This is a genomic window from Pediococcus ethanolidurans (assembly GCF_001437405.1).
Taxonomy (GTDB): domain Bacteria; phylum Bacillota; class Bacilli; order Lactobacillales; family Lactobacillaceae; genus Pediococcus; species Pediococcus ethanolidurans.
In genome coordinates this window covers 1-13,063 of record NZ_JQBY01000011.1, presented here as the reverse complement: position 1 = coordinate 13,063, position 13,063 = coordinate 1, and the positions used below count along the sequence as shown (strand labels likewise).

Annotated in this window: 9 protein-coding genes, 13 tRNA genes, 1 riboswitch and 1 other annotated feature; of the genes, 5 read left to right on the top strand and 17 right to left on the bottom strand. The window is 39.0% G+C overall.

The annotated features are described in order from the left end of the window. Window positions 1-1,680, bottom strand: a complete 1,680-nt coding sequence (locus tag IV87_RS05890; protein ID WP_057806350.1) for a putative polysaccharide biosynthesis protein — start codon at window positions 1,678-1,680, stop codon at window positions 1-3. 235 nt (window positions 1,681-1,915) lie between these two features. On the opposite strand from IV87_RS05890, the gene IV87_RS05885 reads away from it, so the two are divergent. Together IV87_RS05885 and IV87_RS05880 are read left to right on the top strand one after the other, a co-directional pair. Further along, window positions 1,916-2,590: a helix-turn-helix domain-containing protein gene (locus tag IV87_RS05885; protein WP_057782594.1), complete on the top strand. Its 675-nt coding sequence runs from the start codon at window positions 1,916-1,918 to the stop codon at window positions 2,588-2,590. Beyond that, window positions 2,587-3,480, top strand: coding sequence for an IS3 family transposase (locus IV87_RS05880; RefSeq protein WP_057806348.1), 894 nt, complete (start codon window positions 2,587-2,589; stop codon window positions 3,478-3,480). Before IV87_RS05885 ends, IV87_RS05880 begins: the two co-directional genes overlap by 4 nt. 90 nt (window positions 3,481-3,570) lie before the next feature. Here the strand turns inward: IV87_RS05880 and leuS are convergent, their stop codons facing one another. Continuing rightward, window positions 3,571-5,988 carry a leucine--tRNA ligase gene (gene leuS, locus IV87_RS05875; protein ID WP_057806346.1) on the bottom strand — a complete coding sequence of 806 codons (2,418 nt, stop codon included), beginning with the start codon at window positions 5,986-5,988 and terminating at the stop codon, window positions 3,571-3,573. A 53-nt stretch (window positions 5,989-6,041) separates the two neighbouring features. Further along, window positions 6,042-6,254, bottom strand: a binding site (T-box leader). 97 nt (window positions 6,255-6,351) lie between these two features. Here leuS and IV87_RS05870 point away from each other — a divergent pair. Further along, a complete protein-coding gene (locus IV87_RS05870; protein WP_057806344.1) occupies window positions 6,352-6,996 on the top strand; it encodes a phosphatase PAP2 family protein in 645 nt (214 codons plus the stop codon). Next, complete coding sequence (gene mnmM / locus IV87_RS05865; protein WP_057806342.1) at window positions 6,993-7,559, top strand: tRNA 5-(aminomethyl)-2-thiouridylate-methyltransferase MnmM; 567 nt, start codon at window positions 6,993-6,995, stop codon at window positions 7,557-7,559. Before IV87_RS05870 ends, mnmM begins: the two co-directional genes overlap by 4 nt. Window positions 7,560-7,603: 44 nt before the next feature. Here the strand turns inward: mnmM and IV87_RS05860 are convergent, their stop codons facing one another. Together IV87_RS05860 and metK are read right to left on the bottom strand one after the other, a co-directional pair. Next, window positions 7,604-9,070, bottom strand: a complete 1,467-nt coding sequence (locus IV87_RS05860) for an MDR family MFS transporter (protein WP_057806340.1) — start codon at window positions 9,068-9,070, stop codon at window positions 7,604-7,606. 64 nt (window positions 9,071-9,134) lie between these two features. Then, the gene (gene metK / locus IV87_RS05855; protein WP_057806338.1) at window positions 9,135-10,322 is read right to left on the bottom strand and encodes a methionine adenosyltransferase; all 1,188 of its coding nucleotides are present in this window, start codon (window positions 10,320-10,322) and stop codon (window positions 9,135-9,137) included. Continuing rightward, window positions 10,320-10,404: riboswitch (SMK box riboswitch) on the bottom strand. (Overlaps the previous gene by 3 nt.) A 217-nt stretch (window positions 10,405-10,621) precedes the next feature. Between metK and IV87_RS05850 the strand changes: the two genes are divergently transcribed. Next, window positions 10,622-11,344 carry a hypothetical protein gene (locus IV87_RS05850; RefSeq protein WP_057806336.1) on the top strand — a complete coding sequence of 241 codons (723 nt, stop codon included), beginning with the start codon at window positions 10,622-10,624 and terminating at the stop codon, window positions 11,342-11,344. Between the two features lie 505 nt (window positions 11,345-11,849). Here IV87_RS05850 and IV87_RS05845 read toward each other — a convergent pair. From IV87_RS05845 to IV87_RS05785, 13 genes are all read right to left on the bottom strand, one after another. Continuing rightward, window positions 11,850-11,924: transfer RNA gene (locus tag IV87_RS05845), tRNA-Asp, on the bottom strand. 4 nt (window positions 11,925-11,928) lie between these two features. Then, a tRNA-Met gene (locus IV87_RS05840) sits at window positions 11,929-12,002 on the bottom strand. 18 nt (window positions 12,003-12,020) lie between these two features. After that, window positions 12,021-12,093: transfer RNA gene (locus tag IV87_RS05835), tRNA-Glu, on the bottom strand. A 9-nt stretch (window positions 12,094-12,102) separates the two neighbouring features. Further along, window positions 12,103-12,190, bottom strand: a tRNA-Ser gene (locus IV87_RS05830). A gap of 2 nt (window positions 12,191-12,192) precedes the next feature. Next, window positions 12,193-12,267, bottom strand: a tRNA-Ile gene (locus IV87_RS05825). A 12-nt stretch (window positions 12,268-12,279) separates the two neighbouring features. Further along, window positions 12,280-12,350 (bottom strand) — tRNA-Gly (locus tag IV87_RS05820). A gap of 16 nt (window positions 12,351-12,366) precedes the next feature. After that, window positions 12,367-12,439: transfer RNA gene (locus IV87_RS05815), tRNA-Phe, on the bottom strand. A gap of 5 nt (window positions 12,440-12,444) precedes the next feature. After that, window positions 12,445-12,519, bottom strand: a tRNA-Asp gene (locus IV87_RS05810). Window positions 12,520-12,523: 4 nt separating this feature from the next. Then, window positions 12,524-12,597, bottom strand: a tRNA-Met gene (locus tag IV87_RS05805). Window positions 12,598-12,607: 10 nt separating this feature from the next. Next, a tRNA-Ser gene (locus IV87_RS05800) sits at window positions 12,608-12,697 on the bottom strand. A 53-nt stretch (window positions 12,698-12,750) separates the two neighbouring features. Then, window positions 12,751-12,824, bottom strand: a tRNA-Ile gene (locus tag IV87_RS05795). Window positions 12,825-12,845: 21 nt separating this feature from the next. Then, window positions 12,846-12,919: transfer RNA gene (locus IV87_RS05790), tRNA-Met, on the bottom strand. Window positions 12,920-12,955: 36 nt separating this feature from the next. Next, window positions 12,956-13,029, bottom strand: a tRNA-Pro gene (locus tag IV87_RS05785). Between the last annotated feature and the right edge of the window lie 34 nt (window positions 13,030-13,063).

Genomic DNA, 13,063 nt, shown 5'->3' with positions numbered 1-13,063 from the left:
TTAATGAATTCGTAAAATTCGTCGAATGCGTTCTACACGGCTTCCTAACATCATATCTGCAAGTCGAGTTCTTAATGTGGCATATAGATACATGAATCCGCCTAAACAAGCTGCACCCACAGAAACGAATACTGACATGAACTTACTATTAGGATTCAATACTAAATAACTTAAATGAACCGTCGCAAACGCCACAATAAACGTTAAAAGACTAAAAATAAGAATGCCAGCAAATGGTTTGCTGATCCGTTGAAAACTAATCCCATACTCACGATTTAAATGTCGTAAAATTAGCCAACTCACCACACCAAAACCAATTCCTGTTGAAACTAAGGGTCCCATTACCCCTAAATAAGCCACAAGTGGGTATTGCAAAGCTAATTTCACTACCACGCCAATGGCAAAATAACCAACTGCCCGAACGTTTTCAGAAATTCCCTGCATAATTGCCGAAATAACCGTAAAAAGTCCAAGTATCACAGAAACATACGATGACACTTGTAAAACCAATGTCCCCACAACATCATAATGATAAAACAGTGTGTTAAGTGGCTGGGCAATGGCTGCCATGCCCAATGCTGAAGGAATCATGAAAAACGAAAATAGTAACAATGCATCGGTAACTTGATTGTTAATTTCGCGTTTATCCCCTCGTGTTTTGGCCTCCGAAAGCATTGGCACCGCTGTAATTGCCATTGCTGAACCTAACGAAACGACAATCATAATTAGTTTATTGGAGTTAAATGCAAAATCCGCATAAAGAGTATTCACAACACTGTTTGAATAATTAAATGCACTCTGCATAATATTGAAAAATGTGTACTGATCAATCAATTGAAAGATGGTAATGGCAGAACCGATAATAATAAACGGCGTTGCCTGAGCAATAATTTCCTTATAAAGCTGTTTTGTGGGAATAGCCAGTTCTTGCTTACTATTTTCGGCCAGTTCTCGCAATCGTGCTCGATGCCGAAAGTAATACCACACAAGCACCAGCATACCACCGATGGCGCCAATAAAAGCTGCAAAGGTCGATTGTGAAACGGCACTAACCCAACTACCATGATGAACCTGCATGATTAAAAACGCAGTAATCAACATGTACGCCACACGTGCTAACTGCTCAACAAATTGAGAAATTGCCGAGGGTGCCATTTCTTGATAACCCTGGAAAAAGCCTCGCGTTAAACTCATGGTTGGAATAATTAGCACCGCCCAGGCCAACGAATGTAATATTGGAATCACATTGGCATCATTGTTAGAAAGTGCTGGTGCACCAAAGTATAAAATTAGTGCACAAATAATTCCAGTAGCACCTGATAGCAGTAATCCACGTTTAAACAGTCGTTGTCCCACCGCAAACTCATTAATCGTATTGTAATGGGCTACTTGTTTGGCGATGGCTGAAGGTATCCCGGCAATCGCCGCAATTAAGAAGAAGCTGTATATGTTATAACCTTTTGCAAATAAAGCATTGGCCTCATCACTCATGCTGCCAAACCAAATTACCCAAGGAATAATATAAACGGCTCCTAATAAGCGAGAAAAAATACTCCCCGCCGTCATCCAGGCCGAGCCCTCGATCATTTTATCTTTTGAAGTAGATTCTTTATTTATTTGTCTCAGCGGTTGAAAACCCGCTTCATTTTCCTGTGTTTTGTTTTGAGGCGTCTCAGCCATAATTTATCGCCCTACTTTCGAATACTCAATCTTAACCATTTTATCATGACTACGAGGCAATTCAAATTAAAATTCAATTCATAAGAAAATATAAAGGATTACAAATTATTCAATAAATCTAATTTTCACTTTTTAAAATTATAACAAAAAAGCAATTAGTCAGTTGCGATAATCCCTTTGTGGTTGTCAGATGAAATAATATAAATCATCTGATAATCATGGAGGGATTTTTATTATGCCCAGATCTAAATATACAGCATTGGAAAAACTAGCAATTCTAGAAGAGTTCAAGCAAGCCAATACATCTTATGCAGCATTTGCGAAAACATTTAACATTGGCGCAAAGTCGTTGAAGCGTTGGCAGACTCGGTATGAGCGTGATGGTATCGAAGGGCTTGAAGAAGCACGCCAAAATAATCATTACTCTAAAGAACTTAAACTAACAGCCGTTCTGGCGTACTTGGCTGGAGAAGGAACTCTTGAAGAACTAACAATTAAATTTGGTTTACATTCACATACACAACTACGTAACTGGATTTCTAGGTATAATAGGGATAAAACTGTGACGGTGTCACCGTCTAGAAAGCAGGTCCCTACTATGAGCCGTAAGACTACCTTTGAAGAACGGATTGAAGTTGTAGAGTATGTTACTAAGGACAAACACAGCTATTCTGAAGCTGCAGAACATTTTCAAGTATCTTATCAGCAAGCTAGATTGTGGGTACGCAAAGCTGAGTCCAACGGTTATCCAGCTTTAATGGATAATCGTGGACATCGAAAGCAACGAGATGAACTAACGGAAAATGAACAGTTAAAACTTGAAATTCGCCAGCTTAAGGTCCAGCTCAAAGAGAAAGAAATTATAGAGAAATTCGCAAAAAAATTGCAGGAACTTCAGCACAAGGGGTGAAAAAACAACATCGACTGGCCTATCAAGCAATTAAGGATGTCAGTCAAGAGGATCGGGGCTCGTTATCGGTACTTTTAAGAGTTATTGGTGTAAGCCGCCAGGCCTATTATAAGGGGCTCAACCGTGAAGAAACAATTTGGGAAGGCCACGATAAGAAACTCAAAGAACGTACCAAATATTGGTTTAATTTTCATCATCAGGGTATTGGTGCTGGAAATCTTCTGACTAATCTACAGCAAGACGAAGAAATTGACTTTTTAGTGACCTTTAAGATGGTGCGGCGGGTCATGCGAGAACTTGGTATTCATTGTCAAATTCGAAAGAAAAAACACAATCGTATCAAACAAAACGAGCAATATATTCAAGACAATTTACTGAACCAGGATTTTGAAGTTAGTGCACCAAACGAGGTTTGGTTGTCTGACTCGACAGAGCTTTCGTATGGCGTGAATGGTGAATATAAAGTACGTTTAAGCGGCGTATTAGATCTCTATGGGCGTCGATTACTGTCGTACAATCTCAGCGATACCGAGACTAGCTCAGCTGAAATACAAGTCTTTCAGCGGGCGTTCGTAGCCGCCGGTAACGTTCATCCACGCATTCATACAGATCGTGGGTCAGCTTATACATCAGGAGCGTTTAACAATTTTTTGAACCAATTTGAAGTAGAACGAAGCATGTCTCGGCCAGACACACCATATGACAACGCTCCAATGGAACGTTGGTGGAATGAGTTTAAGCTTCGCTGGATGGATCGTCATCCAATGGCCAAGACGTATAAAGAGCTGGTGAAACTCGTTGAAGATGGAATTAAATATTTTAACCATCAAAATCGTTCGGCACAAAGAAATGGCCTCACTCCAGATGAATACTGGAATGAAGCCATTTAGGTAAAAACCAAAAATTTATATTATTTCAACTGTCAACTTGACAGGGCCTAGTGCAAGTACTTCAACTAATCACTTTTAAAATACTTTGATTTAGTTAGCAACCACATTCACAATTTTATTAGGAATAGCAATCACTTTTCGAACAGTTTTACCATCCAACCACTCTTTCATGGTTTCATCGGCTAAGGCTAATTTTTCAAGATCAGCCTTGTTTGTATCCTTAGCTACCTTCAAATGTGAGCGAACTTTTCCATTCACCTGCAATACGATTTGAACGGTGGCCTCTTCCAATTTGCCGGCATCAAACTTTGGCCACTCCGCGTACGTAATGGTTTCGTGATGTCCCAATAGCTGCCATAATTCTTCGGCGACATGAGGAACAACTGGTGATAACATTTTAACAAAGCCTTCCATATATTCTAATGGTAATGCCTCAGCTTTATAACTTTCATTAACAAAAACCATCATTTGTGAAATAGCAGTATTAAAATGTAATTGCTCGAAATCTTCAGTAACCTTCTTAACTGTCTGGTTATAAACTTTATCAAGTTTACCATCATTAATAGTGGTTACCCGATCACGCAGATGGTTGTTTTCATCAATCAATAGACGCCAAACTCGTTCAATCCATTTCTCACTCCCGTGAATGCCATCTTCGCTCCATGCGACTGATTCCGTAAGGGGACCCATAAACATTTCGTATAAACGTAAAGTATCGGCACCATATTGATCCACAATATCATCAGGATTAATGACGTTGCCTTTAGATTTGGACATTTTTTCATGGTTATCGCCTAAAATCATCCCTTGATTAACTAACTTCTGGAATGGCTCTTTAGTTGGTACCACACCTAAATCATACAAAACCTTGTGCCAGAAACGTGCATACAATAAATGCAAGACCGCATGCTCGGCACCACCAATATAAAGATCAACTGGTAACCACTCTTTTAAAAGATCCTGATCGGCAATTTGTTTTGAATTGTGAGGATCAATATAACGTAAATAGTACCACGAACTACCAGCCCATTGTGGCATGGTGTTCGTTTCTCGACGGCCCTTACGACCGTTTTCGTCAACAACGTTAACCCAATCTTTTAAATTAGCTAATGGACTTTCACGGGTACCAGAAGTTTGCAAATCTTTGGCAGCTGGTAATTTTAAAGGTAATTCGTTTTCCGGAACTAAGGTTGTTTCCCCATCTTCCCAATGAATAACAGGAATTGGTTCACCCCAGTAACGTTGACGTGAGAAAATCCAGTCACGCAACCGGTAATTAACCTTTTTCTTGCCAACTTTCTTATCTTCAAGCCACGTTAACATTTTATCGATGGCTGTTGGTTTATCCATGCCATTTAGGAATTCGGAATTAATGTGGACACCATCTTCAGTATAGGCAGCATCTTCAACGTTACCACCTTCAATAACTGGTTTAATAGGTAGATCAAATTTCTTAGCAAAGTCCCAATCACGTTGATCATGCGCTGGTACCGCCATGATTGCACCAGTTCCGTAAGAAGCAAGCACATAGTCAGCAATCCAGATTGGCAATTTTTCACCGTTTACAGGATTAATTCCGTAAGCACCGGTAAATACACCAGTTTTATCTTTATTTAAATCCGTTCGCTCCAAATCAGATTTAGTTTCGATCTTCTTTTCATAGGCCTCTACAGCGTCCTTTTGAGCCGCTGTGGTGATCTTCTTAACTAACTTATGTTCTGGTGCAATAACCATATAGCTTGCGCCAAACAACGTGTCAGGCCGTGTTGTGTACACCTCAATTTGTTCGTCTGTTCCATCCACTTTAAAATTGATGCTGGCACCGGTTGAGCGACCAATCCAGTTACGTTGCATCTCTTTAATGCTTTCAGGCCAATCAATCAAATCCAAATCATCCAATAAACGATCTGCATAGGCAGTAATTTTCAACATCCATTGCTTCATTGGGACTCGATAAACTGGGTAACCGCCGCGCTCAGTCTTACCATTCACAACTTCTTCGTTAGCAACCACGGTTCCACCCATCATGTCAGGAGCCCAGTTAACAAGGGTTTCCTTCTCATAAGCTAAACCTTTTTTGTACATTTGTTCAAAAATCCATTGCGTCCATTTATAATAATTTGGATCAGTTGTATTGATTTCACGATCCCAATCATATGAAAAACCTAACGAACGAATTTGACGCTTAAAGTTTTTAATATTTTGCGCCGTAAACTCACGAGGATTATGACCAGTTTTTAGGGCATACTGTTCTGCTGGTAATCCAAAGGCATCCCAACCCATTGGATGCAAAACTTTGAATCCTTGCATGCGTTTAAAACGAGCCATAATATCTGTAGCCGTATAGCCTTCTGGATGGCCAACATGTAATCCTTGTCCAGACGGATAAGGGAACATATCTAAAACATAGTACTTAGGTTTCTCTGAAGCCGAATTTGTTTTAAATGTTTTATTTTCACGCCAGTAATGTTGCCACTTACGTTCAATTATTTCGTGATTATATGCCAATTTATCTACACCCTTTCTATATAAAAAAAGCCTATAAGATATCAAAAAATATCTTATAGGACGAATTTTCCGCGGTACCACCTATATTTACGATTGAATTACTCAGTCGAACACTTCAATTCTTAACGCGAATTCACGTTACAAGCTACTAATTTCACCAGTAAATATCAAAAGATGAGTTCGGTATAATTCCAATCTATACTCACATTATCCGTATAGTTTCTGAAAAAGGTTCTACACTTACTACTTCTTTTCAACAATTATTAATGGACTAATCCTATCAAATTAACTCTAAAAATGCAAGAAACCTTTTAAAAATCTGATATACTAGAAGCGCATTACGAAACGACAAAGGAGTCATTCATGCAAACTAGCAAACAACATCGAAAATGGTTAGATCTAAGTTTACTTACTGGTATTTTTTTCATTATGATCTTAATTTTAGTTGTAACCAACGCTAACTTAATTCACACGTTTGATCACATAATTGCCGAACTTGTTCAAAGTAACCGAACCGCAAGCAAAACACACTTTTTCGTGTTTATAACGACCCTTGGTAATCCCCTTCCTAATATTGGCTTCACGCTTATTTTGGTTGGCTGGTTAGTTTACAGCAAATATTATCGACTTTTAAGCTTTGCTGCTCTCAGTATTTTACTTGGAACTTTAGGAAATTCAGCCATTAAGCTACTTATTCAAAGACCTAGACCATTACATAAATTAATTTCAATTGGTGGTTATAGTTTTCCAAGCGGTCATTCAACGAGTTCAATTATCCTGTTAAGTGTTTTGATGATCATTACGTCAAATTTAGTCAGGCACAAATGGCAGCGCATTTTAATTGATCTTTTGGCCATTATCATGATTTTATTAATCGGTTTATCAAGAATCTATTTAAATGTGCATTACCCTAGTGACGTATTGGGCGGTTATCTATTTGGCATAACGATTGTCTTAATAACGAATTATTTAATTTTACCAATCAAAACGGAGGACGAAAATAAATGAATTTAGAATCTGCATTACGTTATAGTCATACTTTACTTGACCAGGTGGTTCAACCGGGAGACACTGTGGTTGACGCAACAGTTGGTAACGGAAACGACACTATTTATTTGGCAAGCGCCGTAGGTAAAAATGGGCGTGTCTACGGATTTGACGTGCAAGCTGCCGGTTTAGCAGCTACCAAAACCCAACTTGTTTTAACTGGTTTAAGTTTGCAAACTAGCCTCATTCACGATGGCCATGAACATTTATTAAAACATCTCCCTGAAAATACACAAATTTCGGCTGCTATCTTTAATCTTGGTTACTTGCCCGGGAGTGATAAATCTATTATTACCCATGCCAAAACTACCATCTCTGCAATCAAACAATGTCTGCAAATCCTGCAACGAGGCGGATTAGTAATTTTAGTGAGTTACTATGGTCATCCGGGTGGCAAGGACGAACTAAGAGAATTACAAACCTTTTTACATCAAATACCGCAAAAACAGTTTCAAGTTTTAAACTATCAATTTATTAATCAGCAAAATGATCCACCAATTTTATTTGCCATTCAAAAACGTTAAAAAATTGCCTTCTAAACACCGTTTAAGTGTTCAGAGGGCAGTTTTTAGATAGTTTGCTTTTTTCGATGATCCACTGCATTAATCACAATGGCCAAAATAATCAAACAAACTCCGGCTAAATAAATATTATGCAGTGCTTGATACAAAATAGTTCTTAACGTTGGTAATAGTTTTGCTGGTAATGATGAGGCTGTTTGTGGATTAATTAACTTGTTCATCATCCCTAAATTCAAATTATTATGTTGCGCAATACCACTGTTCATTGTGCCATTCATGATAATACCAAAAATAGACATCATTATAGTCTGTCCCAGTGTTCGTGCAAGGGTATTAAAGGAAGTGGCAACCCCCATATCTTTAGCTTCAACCAATCGTTGTGACGTAACTGTTGTTGAAGTAATGGTAATTCCGAATCCAACACCTAACACAGTGGAAATCACAAAGAACAGCCAAAACGGCGTAGTCTGTGGTAACAACGCCAACCAAGAACTACCAATCAGTAATAAAGCCAAACTAATCATCAAAGTCTGTTTAGGGGTAAGTTTGAGAATGAATTTACCTGCTAAGAATGAACCGAAAATCCACATTACTGAACTTGGTGTTACTGCAAAACCGGCTAACGAAGCTGGTAATCCCAGTAACCCTTGTGTCCAAGTTGGAATATAAACTTCAAAACCGATTAAAAAGCCTGATACTAACATGGTAGCCACATTTTGAGTGATAAACGTGCGATTCTTAAATAATTTTAACGAAATAATTGGATCATCTGCTTTTTGTTCTCGTTTAATAAATAGAAAAATAGCAATAACAGTTACTGCAAAACAAGTTTCAACCGTTTCCCATGTAAAGTTAGTTTCACCAAGTACTTGGAACCCGTACATTAAGCTAAGCAACGCAATTGTCAGCCAAAGTGTCCCTAAATAATCAATTTTAGCTGAAATTGTTCGTGCATCTTCATGAAGATATAGCGCAATCATGGCTACAGTTATCAAGCCAATCGGAATATTAATAAAAAATACCCAGTGCCATGTTAATTGATCAACAATAAAACCACCTAATAATGGTGCCACAATAGCTGCAATCCCCCATGCTGCGCCATTTAATCCCATGACACGTGCACGTTTTTCAAATGGATAAATATCAGCAATAATGGTGTTAGCAACTGGCATAATACACCCTGCGCCAACCCCTTGTAACGCTCGCCAGCCAATCAGTGTTGGCATTGAATTGGCGGTTCCACTTAAAGTTGAACCAATAATAAAAATAAGAATACCAATGATAAATATTCGCTTGCGTCCAAAAAGATCTGCCAACTTTCCGTAAATTGGTGTGGCAACCGCATTTGTTAATAAATAAATTGAAACTATCCAGTTCATTAAATTAACGCCATGAAGATCACCAACTATTGTTGGCATTGCAGTCGAGACAATGGTTCCCTCTACGGCCGTTAAAAATGTTGCTACAAAAATAGCAATTGTGACCAACGTAACGTTTGTTTTTTTCGCTGTCATTATCCACTCTCCATCTAAAAAATCTCTTCCACTTAATTTGCAGAAGAGATTTTATTCATCATCATTACTTCAATAATGCTTTTAATTCATCAACTTTATCAGTGTGTTCCCATGGTAAATCAATATCCGTACGGCCAAAGTGTCCGTAAGCGGCTGTTTTCTTATAAATTGGTCGTTGTAAATCTAACATTTTAATGATTCCAGCCGGTCGAAGGTCAAACACCTTTCGAATAGCAGCAGCAAGTTTTTCCTCAGAAACACTTCCTGTCCCAAACGTATCAACTGAAACTGAAACCGGTTGAGCAACGCCAATCGCATAAGCTAATTGAACTTCAACTTTATGAGCAAAACCTGCAGCCACGATATTCTTGGCAATGTAACGAGCTGCATAACTAGCAGAACGATCAACCTTGGTAGCGTCTTTTCCAGAGAAGGCACCACCACCATGCCGTGCAAAACCACCATAAGTATCTACAATAATCTTTCGTCCCGTTAATCCGGCGTCACCTTGTGGACCACCGATGACAAAACGACCCGTTGGATTAATAAAATATTTAGTTTTATCATCAAGTAGGTTCGCCGGAATCACAGGTTTAATAATATGCTCAACAACATCTTTTCGAATTGTCTCCAACAACACATTAGGATCATGTTGTGTACTTAGAACAACGGTATCAACACGAACTGGTTTTTCGTTATCATCATATTCAACGGTAACTTCAGCCTTTGCATCAGGTCGTAAATACTGTAGCTCGCCAGATTTGCGAACTGAGGCTGTTTTTTGCATCAAGTGATGACTTAACATAATTGGTAATGGCATTAGTTCAGGTGTTTCATCGATCGCAAAACCAAACATAAGGCCCTGATCTCCAGCACCAATCTTGTCTAATGGATCTTCATCGCCTTCACGATTTTCCAAAGAATCATCGACACCTTGGGCAATATCTGGTGACTGTTCATCAATTGCAACCATAACGGCACAATTATCACCATCAAAACCATATTCACCATCTTTATAGCCAATATCTTTGATAGTTTGACGAACAGTTTTTTGAATATCAACGTAAGCTGTCGTACTAATCTCACCCACAACAACTACTAAACCAGTTGTAACGGTAGTTTCGCAGGCAACGCGGGCCTGTGGATCTTGTGCTAACATCGCGTCTAAAATTGCATCACTAATTTGATCCGCAATTTTATCTGGATGCCCTTCTGAAACTGATTCAGAAGTAAATAAATGTCTTTCTTGCATGTGAAAATTTCCCCCTTATTAATAACGGTTACAAGGCATCTTTGCTATAAAAGCAAATCCTTTCGGGAACAAAATTACGTTTGTTCGATTGTTATAACCCGTGCTTTATAACTCTCAAACTTTCCATGATCGCTTTATTATTAGACTGTAATCATTCTGACAATATTCTTGATCACGAAAAATTTGAAAGCCATCTTAACAATTTTATCACAAATGAAAATCCTTTAAAAGTCGGATTTTAGTTGACGTTTAACAAAACTTTGTTTACGATTGAAGTATTTCACATAGGAGAACTAACAATGCAAAATATACGTTTAACTAATGTAAATAAACAAACATTGTTTCCATTGATTCTTACGGCAGTTCAAACATTCATAACCTGGTTTGTACCGACTCTTTATAGTCACCAGCTCAATACAAATATACAGCATACCGTTAGCAATCAAGTTTTAATTGTACTGTTTGTTTTTATGTTCAACTTTCTTATCTTTGATCGTTTTACAAATAAAATATCCGCTCCAATTTTTTTAGGCATGTCCGGAATTGCCGTTTTAATTGCAGCCTTAGCCTTTTCAAGCATTTCACCAACAATTAGCCTATTACTTTTTTTGAGTTTACTTACGCTAGTAACGTTTTTTCTCTCTTTCAAAACTAACTGGGCAGGGTTAATTTTATTTACGGTCAGTTCGGCATTTATCTTGCCAGAAATTTTGTTTTATATACAGTGTGGCTTTTTATCTACGAATTTTCTATCAATTTTAAGTATTCCAACTTTAAGTTTTGCTTTTTTCTTCCTGCCGCAATTTATTAAGGATTCTAACTATAGTATAATTATTCGCTTGGTTTTAGGCGTGCTGTGCATCCTTCTTTTATTAATGACCCATTTCACCACATTTGGATTGGCTTCAATGGCACTCATTATTATTTCTGCAATTTTGCAACAATTTTTAAAACAACGAAAACTTCAGCTCATTATCAACGTTTTTTTAAATTTAGTTTTTAACCTACTATTCTTTCTGTAATCCATAGCTCACTAACGGTTTTTTATCATCGATAGTGAGTTTTTTTCTTTCTATTTTTTAATTTCTTCATAAGATTTAATTAAATAATTCAGACTCTCTCAATATCATCCGCTGATCCGGAACTCGCACCCCGTTCCAGATCATGCGAGCCGCAGAACGGCAGTTAAACTATTTTTTGAAGTCTAAGTCATTTAACAGCAGTTATTGAAGTGATTGTGATACTTTCAACCTTTACGTTCCAGTTCAAATTTGCTGGAAAACGGCAGTTTAATCTAATTTTGTTACCCTGATTGTTTTTATATCAGGCAACGAGATGTGTTCTTGTAGTTTTAAACTTTAGATTTTCAATGGTATTCTCTCTATAATGTTTGGCTCTATACTTTTTTTCTGTTGATAGATTACCAATATGATAATCCAGTAACAGAATTTTTTTGTAAACAAAAAAACCGATATGATTTCTCATATCAGCGTAAATTTAACAGTTAAGAACGATCACTTTGCGTGACGGTTCCAACGAGACTCGAACTCGTGATCTCCTGCGTGACAGGCAGGCGTCCTAAACCAACTAGACCATGGAACCATAATTGCGGGAGCAGGGTTTGAACCTGCGACCTTCGGGTTATGAGCCCGACGAGCTACCAGACTGCTCCATCCCGCGATAATATATAAATGAAAATGACCCGTACGGGATTCGAACCCATGTTACTGCCGTGAAAGGGCAGTGTCTTAAACCACTTGACCAACGGGTCATAAAACAACGGAGAAGGAGGGATTTGAACCCTCGCGCCGCTTACGCGACCTATACCCTTAGCAGGGGCACCTCTTCAGCCACTTGAGTACTTCTCCAATGGGCCTAAATGGACTTGAACCATCGACCTCACGCTTATCAGGCGTGCGCTCTAAACCAGCTGAGCTATAGGCCCATCATATAAAAAAGCGGGTGACGAGAATCGGACTCGCGACAACAGCTTGGAAGGCTGTGATTTTACCACTAAACTACACCCGCAGAACTATATTAGAGATGGCGCGGGACGGAATCGAACCGCCGACACACGGAGCTTCAATCCGTTGCTCTACCAACTGAGCTACCGAGCCATTAACGGTTCCAACGAGACTCGAACTCGTGATCTCCTGCGTGACAGGCAGGCGTCCTAAACCAACTAGACCATGGAACCATAATTGCGGGAGCAGGGTTTGAACCTGCGACCTTCGGGTTATGAGCCCGACGAGCTACCAGACTGCTCCATCCCGCGATAATCAAAAAGGAGGATGAGAGATTCGAACTCTCGCGTGGTTTGACCCACCTGACGGTTTTCAAGACCGTTCCCTTCAGCCAGACTTGGGTAATCCTCCATTACAATATACGGTTTTCATTGTCCACTAATATATCTTTAAAACACATTAGATGGACCTTGTAGGACTCGAACCTACGACCGAACGGTTATGAGCCGTCTGCTCTAACCAACTGAGCTAAAGGTCCAAGTTCGTATATTAAAACCTATCGCGGCGGGGGGGATCGAACCCTCGACCTCCCGGGTATGAACCGGACGCTCTAGCCAGCTGAGCTACACCGCGATCTAAATTGACTTAAATGCATAAAAAAACATTTAATCGGGAAAACAGGATTCGAACCTGCGACCCCCTGGTCCCAAACCAGGTGCTCTACCAAGCTGAGCTATTTCCCGAAAATGCACCCAGTAGGAGTCGAACCTACAACCT

Coding starts and splice junctions, on each gene's coding strand:
- IV87_RS05870 (WP_057806344.1), top strand. CDS start 6,352: ATGCAAACTAGCAAACAACATCGAAAATGGTTAGATCTAAGTTTACTT.
- IV87_RS05850 (WP_057806336.1), top strand. CDS start 10,622: ATGCAAAATATACGTTTAACTAATGTAAATAAACAAACATTGTTTCCA.
- IV87_RS05890 (WP_057806350.1), bottom strand. CDS start 1,680: ATGGCTGAGACGCCTCAAAACAAAACACAGGAAAATGAAGCGGGTTTT.
- metK (WP_057806338.1), bottom strand. CDS start 10,322: ATGCAAGAAAGACATTTATTTACTTCTGAATCAGTTTCAGAAGGGCAT.
- IV87_RS05885 (WP_057782594.1), top strand. CDS start 1,916: ATGCCCAGATCTAAATATACAGCATTGGAAAAACTAGCAATTCTAGAA.
- mnmM (WP_057806342.1), top strand. CDS start 6,993: ATGAATTTAGAATCTGCATTACGTTATAGTCATACTTTACTTGACCAG.
- IV87_RS05860 (WP_057806340.1), bottom strand. CDS start 9,070: ATGACAGCGAAAAAAACAAACGTTACGTTGGTCACAATTGCTATTTTT.